Source organism: Microbacterium sp. LMI1x-1-1.1 (genome assembly GCF_040676205.1).
GTDB classification, from domain to species: domain Bacteria; phylum Actinomycetota; class Actinomycetes; order Actinomycetales; family Microbacteriaceae; genus Microbacterium; species Microbacterium aquilitoris.
On record NZ_JBEGHM010000002.1, the window covers coordinates 1,073,133 to 1,086,545 of the forward strand.

13 protein-coding genes are annotated in these 13,413 nt (G+C 69.2%); 1 reads left to right on the forward strand and 12 read right to left on the reverse strand.

Annotated elements, in window-relative coordinates; translation table 11 throughout:
* Positions 1–12: 12 nt before the first annotated feature.
* The 8 genes from MRBLMI1x_RS12995 to MRBLMI1x_RS13030 all read right to left on the reverse strand — a co-directional run bounded on the left by MRBLMI1x_RS12995 (position 13) and on the right by MRBLMI1x_RS13030 (position 8,264).
* A complete protein-coding gene (locus tag MRBLMI1x_RS12995) occupies positions 13–2,472 on the reverse strand; it encodes a DEAD/DEAH box helicase (RefSeq protein ID WP_363459218.1) in 2,460 nt (819 codons plus the stop codon).
* Complete coding sequence (gene tatC / locus MRBLMI1x_RS13000) at positions 2,469–3,224, reverse strand: twin-arginine translocase subunit TatC (protein ID WP_026302837.1); 756 nt, start codon at positions 3,222–3,224, stop codon at positions 2,469–2,471. The genes MRBLMI1x_RS12995 and tatC overlap by 4 nt, the downstream gene beginning before the upstream one ends.
* A 64-nt stretch (positions 3,225–3,288) precedes the next feature.
* Positions 3,289–3,543, reverse strand: coding sequence for a twin-arginine translocase TatA/TatE family subunit (tatA, locus tag MRBLMI1x_RS13005; protein ID WP_018186565.1), 255 nt, complete (start codon positions 3,541–3,543; stop codon positions 3,289–3,291).
* 58 nt (positions 3,544–3,601) lie between these two features.
* Entirely contained in the window at positions 3,602–4,561 is a 960-nt protein-coding gene (locus MRBLMI1x_RS13010; RefSeq protein WP_018186564.1) for a helix-turn-helix transcriptional regulator, read from the reverse strand.
* The gene (locus MRBLMI1x_RS13015) at positions 4,558–5,556 is read right to left on the reverse strand and encodes a helix-turn-helix transcriptional regulator (RefSeq protein ID WP_363459221.1); all 999 of its coding nucleotides are present in this window, start codon (positions 5,554–5,556) and stop codon (positions 4,558–4,560) included. The genes MRBLMI1x_RS13010 and MRBLMI1x_RS13015 overlap by 4 nt, the downstream gene beginning before the upstream one ends.
* Before the next feature lie 44 nt (positions 5,557–5,600).
* A complete protein-coding gene (locus MRBLMI1x_RS13020; protein ID WP_018186562.1) occupies positions 5,601–6,569 on the reverse strand; it encodes an FKBP-type peptidyl-prolyl cis-trans isomerase in 969 nt (322 codons plus the stop codon).
* A 4-nt stretch (positions 6,570–6,573) separates the two neighbouring features.
* Positions 6,574–7,587, reverse strand: coding sequence for a tRNA (adenine-N1)-methyltransferase (locus MRBLMI1x_RS13025; RefSeq protein ID WP_018186561.1), 1,014 nt, complete (start codon positions 7,585–7,587; stop codon positions 6,574–6,576).
* Complete coding sequence (locus tag MRBLMI1x_RS13030) at positions 7,584–8,264, reverse strand: HAD family hydrolase (RefSeq protein WP_018186560.1); 681 nt, start codon at positions 8,262–8,264, stop codon at positions 7,584–7,586. Before MRBLMI1x_RS13030 ends, MRBLMI1x_RS13025 begins: the two co-directional genes overlap by 4 nt.
* A gap of 78 nt (positions 8,265–8,342) precedes the next feature.
* Here MRBLMI1x_RS13030 and MRBLMI1x_RS13035 point away from each other — a divergent pair, with 78 nt between their 5' ends.
* On the forward strand, positions 8,343–9,206 hold the full coding sequence (locus MRBLMI1x_RS13035) for a PAC2 family protein (RefSeq protein WP_363459224.1): 864 nt from the start codon (positions 8,343–8,345) through the stop codon (positions 9,204–9,206).
* A 10-nt stretch (positions 9,207–9,216) separates the two neighbouring features.
* Here the strand turns inward: MRBLMI1x_RS13035 and MRBLMI1x_RS13040 are convergent, their stop codons facing one another.
* Genes MRBLMI1x_RS13040 through MRBLMI1x_RS13055 form a run of 4 tightly spaced genes read right to left on the reverse strand, consistent with a single transcriptional unit; the run spans position 9,217 to position 13,408 of the window.
* Entirely contained in the window at positions 9,217–10,050 is an 834-nt protein-coding gene (locus MRBLMI1x_RS13040; protein ID WP_363459226.1) for an undecaprenyl-diphosphate phosphatase, read from the reverse strand.
* A 9-nt stretch (positions 10,051–10,059) separates the two neighbouring features.
* Entirely contained in the window at positions 10,060–11,358 is a 1,299-nt protein-coding gene (locus MRBLMI1x_RS13045; protein ID WP_363459228.1) for a M20/M25/M40 family metallo-hydrolase, read from the reverse strand.
* 42 nt (positions 11,359–11,400) lie between these two features.
* Complete coding sequence (locus MRBLMI1x_RS13050) at positions 11,401–12,429, reverse strand: ABC transporter permease (RefSeq protein ID WP_363459230.1); 1,029 nt, start codon at positions 12,427–12,429, stop codon at positions 11,401–11,403.
* Entirely contained in the window at positions 12,422–13,408 is a 987-nt protein-coding gene (locus MRBLMI1x_RS13055; RefSeq protein ID WP_363459232.1) for an ABC transporter ATP-binding protein, read from the reverse strand. Before MRBLMI1x_RS13055 ends, MRBLMI1x_RS13050 begins: the two co-directional genes overlap by 8 nt.
* Positions 13,409–13,413 lie beyond the last annotated feature (5 nt).

The window sequence follows — 13,413 nt, forward strand, 5'->3', positions numbered from 1 at the left end:
TCGCCTGGCGGCTCACACCGAGCTGTAGGCGACGATCCCCCGCCGGACGGCGTCGAGCGCCTTCCGCGCGGTCACGGCGACGTCCGCGTCCGCGACGATCGAGAGCTGGTCGAGCAGATCGATCGTCTGCTTCGTCCAGCGCACGAAGTCGCCCGCGGCGAGGTCGGCCTCTGAGAGGACCAGATCCAACGAGCCGCCGCGCGCCCACGAGTTCATGGCCTGCGCCAGGCCCGTGGCGAGCGGTTCGGTTCCCGGCAGGTGATGCTCCTGCTCGAGGTCGTCGAGGCGGCTCCAGAGCTCCTGCGTCTTGGTCAGGGCCTCGCGGAAAGGACCTCGCGGCAGGCGGTACTCCCCCGCCTCATCCCGACGCGGCTCGTACACGAGGCACGACGCGAGGGCAGCCAAGCCTGCGGCATCCAGATTCTTCCAGAGCCCGCGACGCAGCGACTCGGCGACCAGAAGATCGCGTTCGCCGTAGATGCGTCGCATCGTGCGTCCGGCGGCGGTCAGCGCGGCCGCGCCGTCCTCGAAGGCGACGTAGTTCAGCTCGGCGAGGACATCGATGATGCGGTCGAAGATCCGCGCGACGGTGCCGGTGCGGGTCTCGATGTCGCGTCGCGTCCGGTCCGTCCGGCGCCGCAGCTTCCAGTACCGCTCCGCCCAGCGCGCATGGTTCTCGCGGTCCGGGCAGGAATGGCAGGGATGCCGCTGCATCCGATGTCGCAGGGACTGGATCTCGTTCTGCCGCTGCTGCCGGATGCGGGCGGGCGCGGTGCGGTCGGCACGGTTGAGCTTCTCGGCGTCGCTGAGGTCGCGACGGATGCCGGAGTACTCGGCGAAGTCGCCCCGGTCGCACGTCATGGACTTCTCGTAGCCGGCGAGGGATGCCTCGGCATCCTTCACCTGGCGGGCGAGGCCGACGACGGCGCGGTCCGCCTGGAACTGGGCGAACGAGGACTCGAGGATCTCGCGGGCACGCTCGCGACCGAACTGGTCGATCAGGTTGACGGCCATGTTGTAGGTCGGGCGGAAGCTCGAGTTCAACGGATAGGTGCGTCGCGACGCGAGGGCGGCGACGGCCTGGGGGTCGAGGGATTCGGTCCACTGGACGACCGCGTGACCCTCGACGTCGATCCCGCGGCGCCCGGCGCGTCCCGTCAGCTGCGTGTACTCGCCGGACGTGATGGCGACCCGCGCCTCGCCGTTGAACTTCTCGAGCTTCTCGAGGACGACCGTCCGCGCCGGCATGTTGATGCCGAGCGCGAGGGTCTCGGTCGCGAAGACCACCTTGACGAGCTTGCGACGGAAAAGCTCTTCGACGACCTCCTTGAAGGCCGGCAGCATGCCCGCGTGGTGCGCAGCGACGCCCCGCTCCAGGTTCTCGCGCCACTCCCAGTAGCCGAGGACGGCGAGGTCCTCGTCCTGCAGCGGGCGAAGGCGATCGTCGATGATCGCCCGGATCTCATCGCGCTCGGCCGTGTCGGTCAGCCGCACTCCCGACCGCCGCACCTGCTGGACGGCGGCATCGCACCCGACGCGACTGAAGATGAAGAAGATGGCCGGCAGGAGGTTCGACCGGCCGAGGAGCTCCACGACCTGCGGGCGGTCCATGCGCTCGATACGGGCCGCCGTCGACGGGCGCACGGGACGCTTGCCACCGCGGTGGGGGCGGCGGCGTTCCTGGTCGCCGCGGGACCGGTACTCCATAGCCCGGCGATTGTTCTCGTACGTCGCAGCCTTCGGCGAACGGATGCGGGTGAGTTCCTGGTTCACCTGCGCGGTGGCCACACCGGCACGATCATCGAACAGCGGCAACAGGTCACCGCGGACCAGCACATGCTGCTCGAGCGGGACGGGACGGGTCTCGGAGACGATGACGGCGGTGTCGCCCCGCACGGTGTCGAGCCAGTCGCCGAACTCCTCCGCGTTCGAGACGGTCGCCGACAGCGAGACGAGCCGGACGGCCGGCGGCAGGTGGAGGATGACCTCCTCCCAGACCGGCCCGCGGAAGCGGTCGGCGAGATAGTGGACCTCGTCCATGACGACGTAGCGGAGGCCCCGGAGCGCAGGCGAATCCGCGTACAGCATGTTCCGGAGCACCTCGGTCGTCATAACGACGACCCGCGCGTTCCCGTTGATGTTCGTGTCGCCGGTGAGCAGACCGACCTGGTCCTCGCCGTAGACCTCCTGCAGCTCGCGGAACTTCTGATTCGACAGGGCCTTCATGGGCGTCGTGTAGAACGCCTTGTCCCCCGGCTCCCGCATCGCGAGATGGATCGCGAATTCGCCGACGATCGTCTTGCCGGCACCGGTCGGCGCCGCGACGAGGACGCTGCGACCGTCTTCGAGGGCCTGGCATCCCTCGACCTGGAACGGGTCGAGGTCGAACCGCTGCATCTCGGCGAACGACGCCGAGATCGGATGCCGACGGCCGGACTGCGCACGTGCGTATCGCGCCGCGAAGTCCGTCATGCGATCGGGCCGAGGAGTTCCGCCTCGCGCTTGCGCTTGCGGCGGTCGAACAGCATCGACAGGCCGGCCGCGGCGAAGAAGAGGACCGTGAGGATCGCGGCCAGGATGAGCATGCTGACGACGTCGGCGGAGGGGGTGGCGGCACCGGCGAACACGGTCGCGATCACGATCGCCACCCGCCAGCCCTTCATGATCTCGCGCCCCGTCATGACCCCCGCCAGGTTGAGCGCCACCAGGAACACGGGCGTCACGTAGGAGACGCCGACGACGATCAGGAGCTTGAAGACGAAGTCGTAGTAGTACTTGGCGTCGTAGAAGTTCGACGCCCCGTCGGGTGTGAAGCCCGCCATGAGCTCGACGAGATGAGGGAGGATGAGCCACCCCGTGAACGCTCCGGCGAAGAAGAGCGGTACGGCCGCCGCGACGAACCCGATCGTGTAGCGGACCTCTTTACGGGTCAGACCCGGCATGAGGAACGCCCAGATCTGCCACAACCAGACCGGTGCCGAGATCAAAAGGCCGACGGCGAACGCGATCCGGACGCGAAGATCGAAGGCGGAGGTCACCGTCGCGAACATGAGGGTGACGGCGTTCTCCTGACCGCGTTGCTCCGCCACCACGCGGATCGGCTCCGTGATCGCCCAGATGATCGCGTCGCCGAGCGCGAAGGACACGATCATCCCGACGACCAGTGCCACGGCGGCGATGATGAGCCGCTTGCGGAACTCGCGGAGATGGTCGCCGAGCGACATCCGCTTGTCCCGGAGAGGGGCGTCGTCGGTGGCGGCGGCGTCCCGATCGGTGGTCGTCACCGCGTCAGGAGGAGGTGGGGCCCTGCGATGGGCCCTGCGCGGGCGGAGGCGTCAGGCCCGTCACCGACGTCGGAGCCTGCGGCTGCTGGTGCGCCGGCGTCTCGGCCGGACCGTCCTCTTCCTTCATCGCCTTCATCTCACCCTTGAACACGCGGGCGGACTGGCCGACGCTCTTCGCGAGGGCAGGCAGCTTCGCCGCTCCGAACAGAAGCAGGATCACCGCCAAGACGACGAGAAGGTGCCATCCTTGCAAGCCCATGAAAGCTCCTCGGGGTAGATGTGACCTCAGTCTAACCGCCCCAGATGAACAGAGACCCTCAGGCGTACTGCGCGAGCCCGGCATCCGCCCAGGTGCGAGCAGCTTCTCGCGCATCGGGGGGCGAGACGATCTCGACATCGCCGCCGAGCCGCGCCGCCAGCCGCTTGAGGCTGCGTTCATCGCCGACGCGGAGGCTCACCGAGCGGAACTCGCCCTTGCCCCGGACCACGGCGCGCGCCGCGAACTCGCCGAGCAGAGGGACGACGTCCTTGCGGCAGCGGAGCTCGACCACCACGTCGGTCTCGCGCGGCTCGAACAGCCCCGGCAGAGGATCGGCACCGTGCGTGCTCGGGATGTCGGTGAGGACGACGTCCGACACGCGGTCGAGATGGAAGGTACGGATCGCCTGCCGCAGATGGCACCACCCCTGGAGGTACCACTGGCCATCGGCGATGTGGACTTTGACGGGGTCGACGGTGCGCGTCGTCGCGGGCGCATCCGGGGCCCGGTAGGAGAAGGACACCGCGACGCCTCGCTGCACGGCGTCCGCCACCGTCGTCCGCACGTCGTCGACGACGGGCGTCGCGACGATCACCTCGGCGGGAGCGCTCGATGCGCCGGCGGCGAGTTTGGCGAGCAGACCCTGGACGACCCCGCTGTCACCCACGCCCGGAAGGCTGGCGGCGAGTTGGAGACCGGCGAGCAGGGCGGCCGCTTCGCGCGCGGTCAGCCTCGGCGTCCGCTCCAGCGCGACGGCATTGGTGATCGAGATGGTGTCCTGCTCGTCGAGGAGGTCCCAGTCGATGTCGAAGAGGTCATTCGCCATCTGCCAGAAACCGCCGTCGCCGGGGAGCCCGATGACCGTCAGCTTCTCGACCATCGACCGCATCTCATCCGCCTCGACGTCGAAGTCCCGGGCCGCGTCCGCCACGGTGACCTCGCCCTTGGAGATGAGGTACGGGACGAGCTGCAGGATGAGGGACGCCCTATCGGTCGCCACCAGCGGCTGGGCGCTCATGCCCCGACCTCGGCATGGAGATCCCGTGCGCGACGCAGCCGCGACGCGACGAGCTCGGCGAGGTACGGCGGATCGATCACACGGACCTCGGGGCCGTACGAGGCGAGCTCGTCCGCGAAGACCTGGGCGTCGACGTAGGGCACGAGGCATCCCGTCTCATCTGCGGACAGCGCACGACGATGGAGACGGAGGAGCGCCTCGGTGCCGGGCTCGACCTGCAGCCGCGCCTGCTGGCGGGCGGCGACCGCATCCAGGCCGGCGATCGCCTTCTCGCCCGCTCCCTCTCGCAGGGACAGATCGAAGGACGCCCGCGTCACGACGACGTCCGAAGGGATGCGGGACAGGAGGAACGTGCGCTCGGCGTCCTGCAGGAGGTCGAAGCCGTACACATGCCAGCGACCGTCGTACTCGACGAGGGCCCACGGCTGCACGCGGCGGCGGTGCGCGGCATCCGACCCGCCCTTGATGTAGTCGAACTCGACGACGCGACCCTGCTCGATCGCCCGCTGCAGCGGCGCGAAGGACGGCTCGCGCAAGCTGATGCGCGGCGCGTAGCCGATGATGGGGGCGTCGACCTCGATCCCCAGCGCCTGGATCTTCCGGAGTCCGCTGCGGGCGGATGCCGACATCGAGCTCTCGCCCCACACACCGCTCGCCAGGTTCAGGACCGCGATCTCGGCCGGGGTGAAGTCGATGTCGACGGGGAGCGAGTACTCCGAGGTGGGGACTCGGTAGCGCGCCTCACGCAGATCGTCGGGATCGGCGTAGTCGCCGATCGTCTCGATCGGCACTCCCAGGGAACGCAGACTGTCCTTGTCTCGTTCGAACATCTTCTCGAGTGCGTCTTTGGACGCCCCGGCCGCACCCTGCTCGCGATATCCGGACACGGACGAGAGGATCGTGTCCTTCGTCAGCCCCTGCTCGGTCGCGAGCAATGCGACCACGAGGTTGACGAGTCGTTCCTCGGGCGCGCTGCGGATCGCTTCGGTGGACACATCGCAATACTAGGCGCGGGACCGGTGCTCGGCCCCGCGGGAGCTCACTGTGTCGCGGTCGGGGAATCGGTCGTCGGGTCGATCCCGAGGATGTCGATCACGTAGACGAGAGTCCCCGTCGGCGGCTCGTTCTGCGCCGACTGACCCTGGACCTTCGCCATGTCGGACGGAACGACCACGAGCACCTGCGAGCCGACCGTCTGCCCCTCGATTGCCCGCGCGAAGCCCTCGGAGAACTGGTCCTTCGCGAACGTCACGGCTTCGCCGTTCTGCCACGTCGAATCGAACACCTCTCCGGTGTTCCAGGCGACGCCCGTGTACTGCAGCCGGGCGCGGGAGTCGGCGGTGATCTTCTCACCGTCGCCCTTCTTGAGGGTCTTGATGACCAGACCCTTCGGCGGCGCGGCATCGGGGACGATGATCCCCGGCGTCCCGTCGGGCGCGAGGACCACGGTCGGCACGTTGGCACCGTCGACGTACTGCGGGACCCCGTTGGCCGCCGGCAGGAGGACGGTGTTCACGTCGATGACCAGGACGGCCGAAGCGCTCTCGGACAGCCCGGCCTGCTGCACGAACGTCGGGTTGATGTCCTTCGCGGGCATCGCCGCGACGATGCGGGCACCGGGCCGCGCGCAGTCGAGCGCCTTGCCGATCGTGGGGAACGACTGCTCGAGGACGTTCAGCGCGACCAGCTTGGTCGGCGCCGACACGAGCGTCTGACCGGTCTGACCGTTCAGCACCGTGATCCCGATCTGCAGATCCTGCATCCCCGACGTGATCGGAGTGCCCTTGCCCGTGGCGAGGTCGGTGTACGCGGTCTTCGACACGTAGACCGGATCGGTCGTGGACGCCGTCGGCAAGCCTTCGGCACCCGTCACATCGACGAGATCGAGCGACGATGCGGGCGCGGTGACACGCTCGCAACCGCTGTCGGAGGGTCCGGACGGGGCGCACCCGACGAGGGCCAGGGCAGTCAGGCCGAGTACGGCCACGGCAGCGGGGATCTGACGCATTCGTTCAGTCTACGGTCTCGCCGGAGCGATCCTCGGCGGCCTGACGGGCACCGCCCGCTGCGCGCTGCGCATCGCGCACGCGCTTGCGGAGGTTCTTGTCGGTGATCTCACGATCCCCCACGGCGCCCGGCGTCCACGCCTCGACATCCTCATCCGCGTACGACGGCTTCTTGAGGGCGCGCTTGCGGACGTCGGGCGGCATCGCTCCGGGGGCGAGGCGCCGTGCCGTGAGCAGGAACCCGGTGTGGGCGACCATCCGGTGATCGGGTCGGACCGCGAGCCCCTCGACGTGCCATCCGCGCACCATCGTCTCGGTCGCCTCGGGCTCGGTGAACAATCCCGAGTGGCGGATGTACTCCGCGACGCGGCTCAGCTGCGTCGCGGTCGCGATGTAGCAGAGGACCACGCCGCCGGGCGTGAGTGCGTCGGCGACGACGTCGATGCACTCCCACGGCGCGAGCATGTCGAGGACGACGCGGTCGACGCTGCCGGGCTCGGTCACCTGTGGGAGCTGCTCGGCGAGATCGCCCACGACGACGCGCCATGACTCGGGGTAGTGGCCGAAGAACGTCTCGACGTTCGCCTCGGCGACCTCCGAGAACTCCTCTCGCCGCTCGAACGACAGGAGCCGCCCGGACGGACCGATCGCCCGGAGGAGCCACATCGAGAGGGCGCCCGACCCGACGCCGGCCTCGACGACGGTGGCGCCCGGGAAGATGTCGGCGGAGGCGAGGATCTGCGCGGCATCCTTCGGGTACACGATGGCGGCGCCGCGGGGCATCGACATCACGAAGTCGCGCAGCAGCGGGCGGAGCGCGAGGTATTCGTGGCCCCCGCTGTTGGCGACGACAGAGCCGTCGGGCTGCCCGATGATCGCCTCGTGCCGGAGCACGCCGTGGTGGGTGTGCAGCTCGCCGCCCTCGCGGAGGGTGACGGTGTGGAGACGTCCCTTGGGCCCCGTCAGCTGCACACGGTCACCGAGGCGGAACGGGCCACTCGGCCGCAGGTCGGCGCTCATGCGCGGACCCCCTGACGCACCTGTGCGAGGAGGTCGGCGACATCCGCCACCGTTCGTCCCTCGAGGGTCGGCCACAAGACGTGGGCACCGACCTCGTCGAGCGGGACCATGTGCGGGATGCCGACGGTCGCCGTGCCCGCGGCTATCGCCGAGCGCGTTCCGGTGATCGAGTCCTCGAACGCGACGGTGTCGGCAGGGTCCACGCCGAGCGCCTCGCACGCCTGCAGGTACGGGTCCGGGTGAGGCTTGGGGCGGGCGACGTCGTCGCCGCCGATGACGACGTCGAACGCGTCGAAGTCGATGAGGTCGGTGATGACCCGCGCCATCCGGCTCATCGACATCGTGACGAGAGCGGTCGGGATGCCGGCGTCCCGCAGGTCGCGCAGCAGTTCGCGGGCGCCCGGCCGGAAGGGGACACCCTCCTCGCGGAGCTGGCGCATGACCTCCTCGGTGAGGTGGGCGACGATCTCGTCGACCTCCATGCGCACGCCGGCGCCCTGGAGGATGCGGGCCGCGTCCTCGAGCCCGAGTCCCACCATCCCCAGTCCGTCGTCATGGGTCCAGGTGCCGCCGAAGCGTTCGACGAGCGGGGTCTCGGCAGCCATCCAGTACGGCTCGGTGTCGACGAGGGTGCCGTCCATGTCCCAGAGGACCGCGGCGGGAAGGGGGGAGATCACCGGTCAATGCTACGCGAGCGCATCCGCCCGCCTCGGGGGCAGCGGCGTATCGTGGGGGTACCGACAGAGAGGACGTCCGTGCAGGGACTGGGACAGCGGGTGCTCGTGATCGCCGTCGACGGCTGGAACGACGCCGGAGAGGCGGCCACCGCTGCGGCCTCGCAGCTGCGGACCTCCGGCACGTTCGAGAAGGTGTTCGGCGTCGACCCGGAGCTGTACTTCGACTACCAGTACACGCGGCCGCAGATGCAGGTGGATGCCGACGGCGCCCGTCGCCTGGTCTGGCCCGACGCGACGCTGTGGCGTCCGGCGACACCCCGCGAGGACGGTCCCGACCTGTGGCTCCTCACCGGCACGGAGCCCGCCCGCGCGTGGCAGGCGTTCTCCGCCGAGTTCATCGACGCGGCCCTCCGCGAGGACATCACCGGCATCGTCGCCCTCGGTTCCATGATGAGCGACGTCCCCCATACCCGGCCGATCTCCGTGTTCGCCGGTTCCGAGAACGAGGAGCTCCGCTCGTCGCTCGGGCTGGAGCGATCGACCTACGAAGGCCCCGTCGGCATCCTGTCGGCTCTCGCCGCCGCAGGCGAGGCGGCCGGCATCCCGACGGCCGGGCTCTGGGCGAGCATCCCCCACTACGTCGCCGGGCACACCCCGTCCCCCAAGGCGACGCTGGCGCTCCTCGAAAAGCTCGAGGAGATCACGGGCGCGACGATCACCCGCGGCGCGCTGCCCGCGGAGGCCCTCGCGTGGGAGGCGTCGGTCGATGCCGCCGCCGCGGACGACGAGGAGATGACGGAGTACATCCGCCAGCTCGAGACCGCGCGCGACGCCTGGGACTCCCCCGAGGCATCCGGCGACGCGATCGCGCAGGAATTCGAGCGCTACCTCCGCCGGCGGGGCGACGGCCCGCGCGGGCCGAAGGACGACCCGCGCCGGTGACCGGCCCCGCTCAGTAGGCCTGCAGGACGCCGAAGGCGAGCAGGATGAGCAGCACGACGCCGAGGACGACCCGGTAGAGCACGAACGGCAGGAAGCTGCCGCGCTTGAGGTAGCGCATCAGGTAGGCGATGACCACGAGGCCGACGCCGAACGAGACCACCGTTGCGATCGCGGTCTCGCCGAGGGTGAACGGCGACTGACCGGGCTCGCGGATCGCCTGCAGGAGCTCGTACAGCCCGCTGCCGAAGACGGCGGGGACGGCGAGCAGGAACGCGACCTCGGCGGCGGCGGGACGCGTGTACCCCATGGCGAGCGCGGCCGTCGTGGTGGCCCCGGAGCGAGAGACGCCGGGGACGAGGGCCAACGACTGCGCGACGCCGAGGGTGAGCCCGTGCCCGATCGTGAGGTCCTTCTCGGTGCGGACGCGCTTTCCGAGCGCGTCGGCGATGCCGAGGATGATGCCGAAGACGATGAGGACGGTCGCCACGAGCCAGAGGTTCCGGAAGGTGTCGCGGATGACGTCCTGGAAGAGGAAGCCGAGCACGCCGATCGGGATCGTGCCGATGATGACGATCCATCCCATACGGGCGTCGGGATCGTTGCGCGGAACACGCCCGGTGAGCGACTTCGCCCATGCGGCGATGATCCGCACGATGCGGTTCCAGAAGTAGACCAGGACCGCGAGCTCGGTGCCGATCTGCGTGATGGCGGTGAACGTCGCACCAGGATCCTGCGCGTTGGGGAGGAACTCCCCCACGATGCGCAGATGCGCGCTCGAGGAGATCGGGAGGAACTCTGTCAGGCCCTGGACGATACCCAGGATGATGGCGTCGAGTATCGACATGGGGGCCTTTCAGTACGTGCGGATCAGATCGGTGAGCACACGCTGCCCGAAGACGAGCGCGTCGATCGGGACGCGTTCGTCGACGCCGTGGAACATCCCGGTGAAGTCGAGGTCCGCGGGCAGTCGCAGCGGCGCGAACCCGAACCCGGCGATGCCGAGCTCGGCGAGGGCCTTGTTGTCGGTCCCTCCCCCCATAAGGTACGGGATGACCGGGATTCCGGGATCATGGCGCTCCAGCGCGCCGACCATCGCGTCGACGAGGTCTCCGGCGAACGGCACCTCGAGTCCGATGTCGCGGTGGACGACCTCGATGCGGATGTCGTCGCCGACGATCCGCTGCACCTGCGCGAGGACCTCGTCCTCGTGCCCCGGCAGGGTGCGGATGTCGATCGCGGCGGTCGCGGCATCCGGGATCACATTGTGCTTGTACCCGGCGGTCAGACCGGTCGGGTTGGTGGTCGTCCGGAAGGTCGAGCGCAGGAAGGCGGATGCCGCGCCCGCCGTGTCGGCGACGGCGTCGGGGTCGTCGGCCAGGGTCCCCGAGAGGTCGGCGAGCGATCGGACGAGCTGACGCGTCGTCGAGGTGAGTTCGATCGGCCACCCGGTGCGCCCGAGTGCGGCGACCGCCTCGGCGAGCCGGGTCACCGCGTTGTCGGGGTGGTGGCGACTGCCGTGCCCGGCCTGCCCCGTGGCGTGGAGCCGGATCCAGATGAGCGCCTTCTCGCCGACCTGCAGCAGGTAGGCGCGCTCGTCACCCACGGCGATCGAGTAGCCGCCGACCTCGCTGATCGCCTCGGTCGCGCCGGCGAACCATTCGGCGCGGTCGCGGACGACCAGCTGGGAGCCTTCGACGCCGCCGTTCTCCTCATCTGCGAAGAAAGCGAGGACGAGGTCCCGCTCGGGCCTCTCCCCCGCCCTGAGCAGCTCGGCGACCGAGGTGAGGATCATGGCGTCCATGTCCTTCATGTCGACGGCGCCGCGGCCCCACAGCATCCCGTCCTTCACGACACCCTCGAAGGGATCGACGCTCCAGTCGGCCGCGACGGCGGGAACGACGTCGAGGTGTCCGTGCAGGACCAGCGCAGGCTTGTCGGGATCGCGCCCCGGCACCCGCGCGACGACATTCGTGCGCCGCGGGATCGGCTCGTAGTACTCGGGGACCAACCCCAACGACTCGAGGTACGCACCGACGTACTCGGCGGCCTCGCGCTCGCCGTTCGCGCGTCCTTCGCCGTAGTTCGTCGTGTCGAAGCGGATCAGATCGCGGGCGACGCGCGCGACCTCGGGCAGATCGTCGGGAGCGGACATGCGCCCCACGCTACCCGCGGCGCACCGCGCGCCGCGTCATGCTCACCGCTCGCGGTCGTCCCAGATGAACAGCCGAGCCGCCAGGATGCCGGCGGCGAGCGTCGTCACGAGCATCAGCCCCCAGTAGAGGAACAGGAGCCCTGCGCTGGTCGTGTCACCCGCGAGGTCGGCTGCGGCGGCGCGCATGTACCAGGTGGTGGGCAGACAGTTGAGCACCCACGTCACCGGCTCGGGTATGAGGTGGGAGGGCAGAACGGACCCCGAAGCGAAGATCGCCATCACCGGCAGCACGGCGGCGAGATTGTTCACCGTCTCCGCGCGCCGCGTCCGAGACGCGAGCAGATAGGCGAGCGCGAAGAACATCGCGACGCCGAGCAGCATCGTGAACAGGAGGCGGAAGAGCTGCCAGAGCTGCGAGTACCCCAGGATCATCGAGGTCGCGTGGATCGTCACGATGACGAACAGCGCGAAGATCAGGCGCGAGGGGGTGAGGGCGGCGATGAAGGTGAACTTGCTGGCGGGCGTGGTTCCGAGGAGACGGAGGGTGCCGTTCTCGCGCATCCTCGTGAGTGGAACGGACGTTCCGATGAAGGTGATGGCCAGCAGCCCGATGCACGACAACGCAGCGAGGTTCGCCCGGAGCAGGTCGATCCACACCTCACCGTCGGTGTCCGTGACCGAGTAGGCAGTCCCGGTGCGCTCCACGGCCGCCGCCACCGCCAGCCATTTCGGGTCCGCCTCGGCGTCCAGGACGATGGCGACACCGTTGCGCGCCGCGGTAATCGTGACGGTGGCCGAGGCTTCCTCCGCTTCGGCCACCACGATGCCGGCCGACTCCAGTTCGCCGGCGATCTGAGCACTCTGCGGCACGGCGCTGTCGATGACGACCACCGGATCCTCTCGGCCGCCGACGTTGACCACGAAGTTGAGCCCGATGATCAGCAGGAAGAAGAAGAAGAAGGTGAACAGGATCGAGAACGCGCCTTTTCGGTCCCGGTAGAGGTCCTTGGCGCTCGCCGTCGCCAGCTCTACGAACGCAGAGCGCGGCTCGTATCTCGCGGTGTCAGGCATCGCCGTCGCGCCCTTCGTCGGTCTCACGGGCATCCCGGACGATCGACAGGTAGAGGTCTTCGAGCGTGGGACTCACGACTCGATAGGACCGGCCGCGAATCTGACGATCCCGCGTCAACAAGTCCAACGCCCCATCCGGGTCGGCTGTCGCGTGGCTGACGTGGAATCCTCGAGCATCCTGGGACCACGTCACGGTGTCGGCAGGGAGCACCGATCGTGTGCGACTCAGAGCTTCCTCGCTCACGACGTCGAAGGTCAGCGTCGATCTCCCGCCGTCGATGAGTTCTGCGGGCGGCCCATCTGCCCGGATCCGTCCGGCGACGACGATGACGACTCGATCGCAGATCTGGGCGGCCTCGGCCATGTCGTGCGTGGAGAAGATGATGGTGGTGCCGTCCCGGGCGAGCGATCGGATGAGCTCCAGCAGGTGCTTCCTCGCCTCGGGATCGAGCCCGGCGGACGGCTCATCGAGGATGACGATCTCGGGAATGCCGATGATGGCGACCGCGAGCAGCAGGCGTCGCAGCTGACCACCCGAGAGGTCGCGTGCGCGGACATCGACCTGCTCCGAGAGGCCCAGGTCGGCGATCACCTGCGCAACGTCCCGATGGGACGAGTGGAACGAGGCGTACAACCTGACCGTCTCTCGGACGGACAGGTATCCGAACACGCTGGCTGACTGCGGTTGCACCGACACCCGCCGGGTGGTCTGACGTCGCTCTCGTCGAGGATCCACGCCGAGGACGGAGACCTCCCCCGATGTCGATGCCCGCAAGCCGGCGACGGTCTCCAGCAGAGTCGACTTGCCGGCACCATTGGGCCCGAGTATGCCGACGACCGTTCCTCGGGAGATCTCGAGGTCGACGTCGTCGAGCGCCGTGCGCCGTCCGTACCGCTTCGTCAGCCGCCTCACCGACACCACCGACGCACGTTCGCGGTCGATGGTCGTGAGAGCGGGCAGGGCGGGATCGCGGTCCATGTCCA

Coding starts and splice junctions, on each gene's coding strand:
- MRBLMI1x_RS13055 (WP_363459232.1), bottom strand. CDS start 13,408: ATGGACCGCGATCCCGCCCTGCCCGCTCTCACGACCATCGACCGCGAA.
- MRBLMI1x_RS12995 (WP_363459218.1), bottom strand. CDS start 2,472: ATGACGGACTTCGCGGCGCGATACGCACGTGCGCAGTCCGGCCGTCGG.
- tatC (WP_026302837.1), bottom strand. CDS start 3,224: ATGTCGCTCGGCGACCATCTCCGCGAGTTCCGCAAGCGGCTCATCATC.
- MRBLMI1x_RS13020 (WP_018186562.1), bottom strand. CDS start 6,569: ATGCGTCAGATCCCCGCTGCCGTGGCCGTACTCGGCCTGACTGCCCTG.
- MRBLMI1x_RS13040 (WP_363459226.1), bottom strand. CDS start 10,050: ATGTCGATACTCGACGCCATCATCCTGGGTATCGTCCAGGGCCTGACA.
- MRBLMI1x_RS13025 (WP_018186561.1), bottom strand. CDS start 7,587: ATGAGCGCCGACCTGCGGCCGAGTGGCCCGTTCCGCCTCGGTGACCGT.
- tatA (WP_018186565.1), bottom strand. CDS start 3,543: ATGGGCTTGCAAGGATGGCACCTTCTCGTCGTCTTGGCGGTGATCCTG.
- MRBLMI1x_RS13010 (WP_018186564.1), bottom strand. CDS start 4,561: ATGAGCGCCCAGCCGCTGGTGGCGACCGATAGGGCGTCCCTCATCCTG.
- MRBLMI1x_RS13045 (WP_363459228.1), bottom strand. CDS start 11,358: ATGTCCGCTCCCGACGATCTGCCCGAGGTCGCGCGCGTCGCCCGCGAT.
- MRBLMI1x_RS13050 (WP_363459230.1), bottom strand. CDS start 12,429: ATGCCTGACACCGCGAGATACGAGCCGCGCTCTGCGTTCGTAGAGCTG.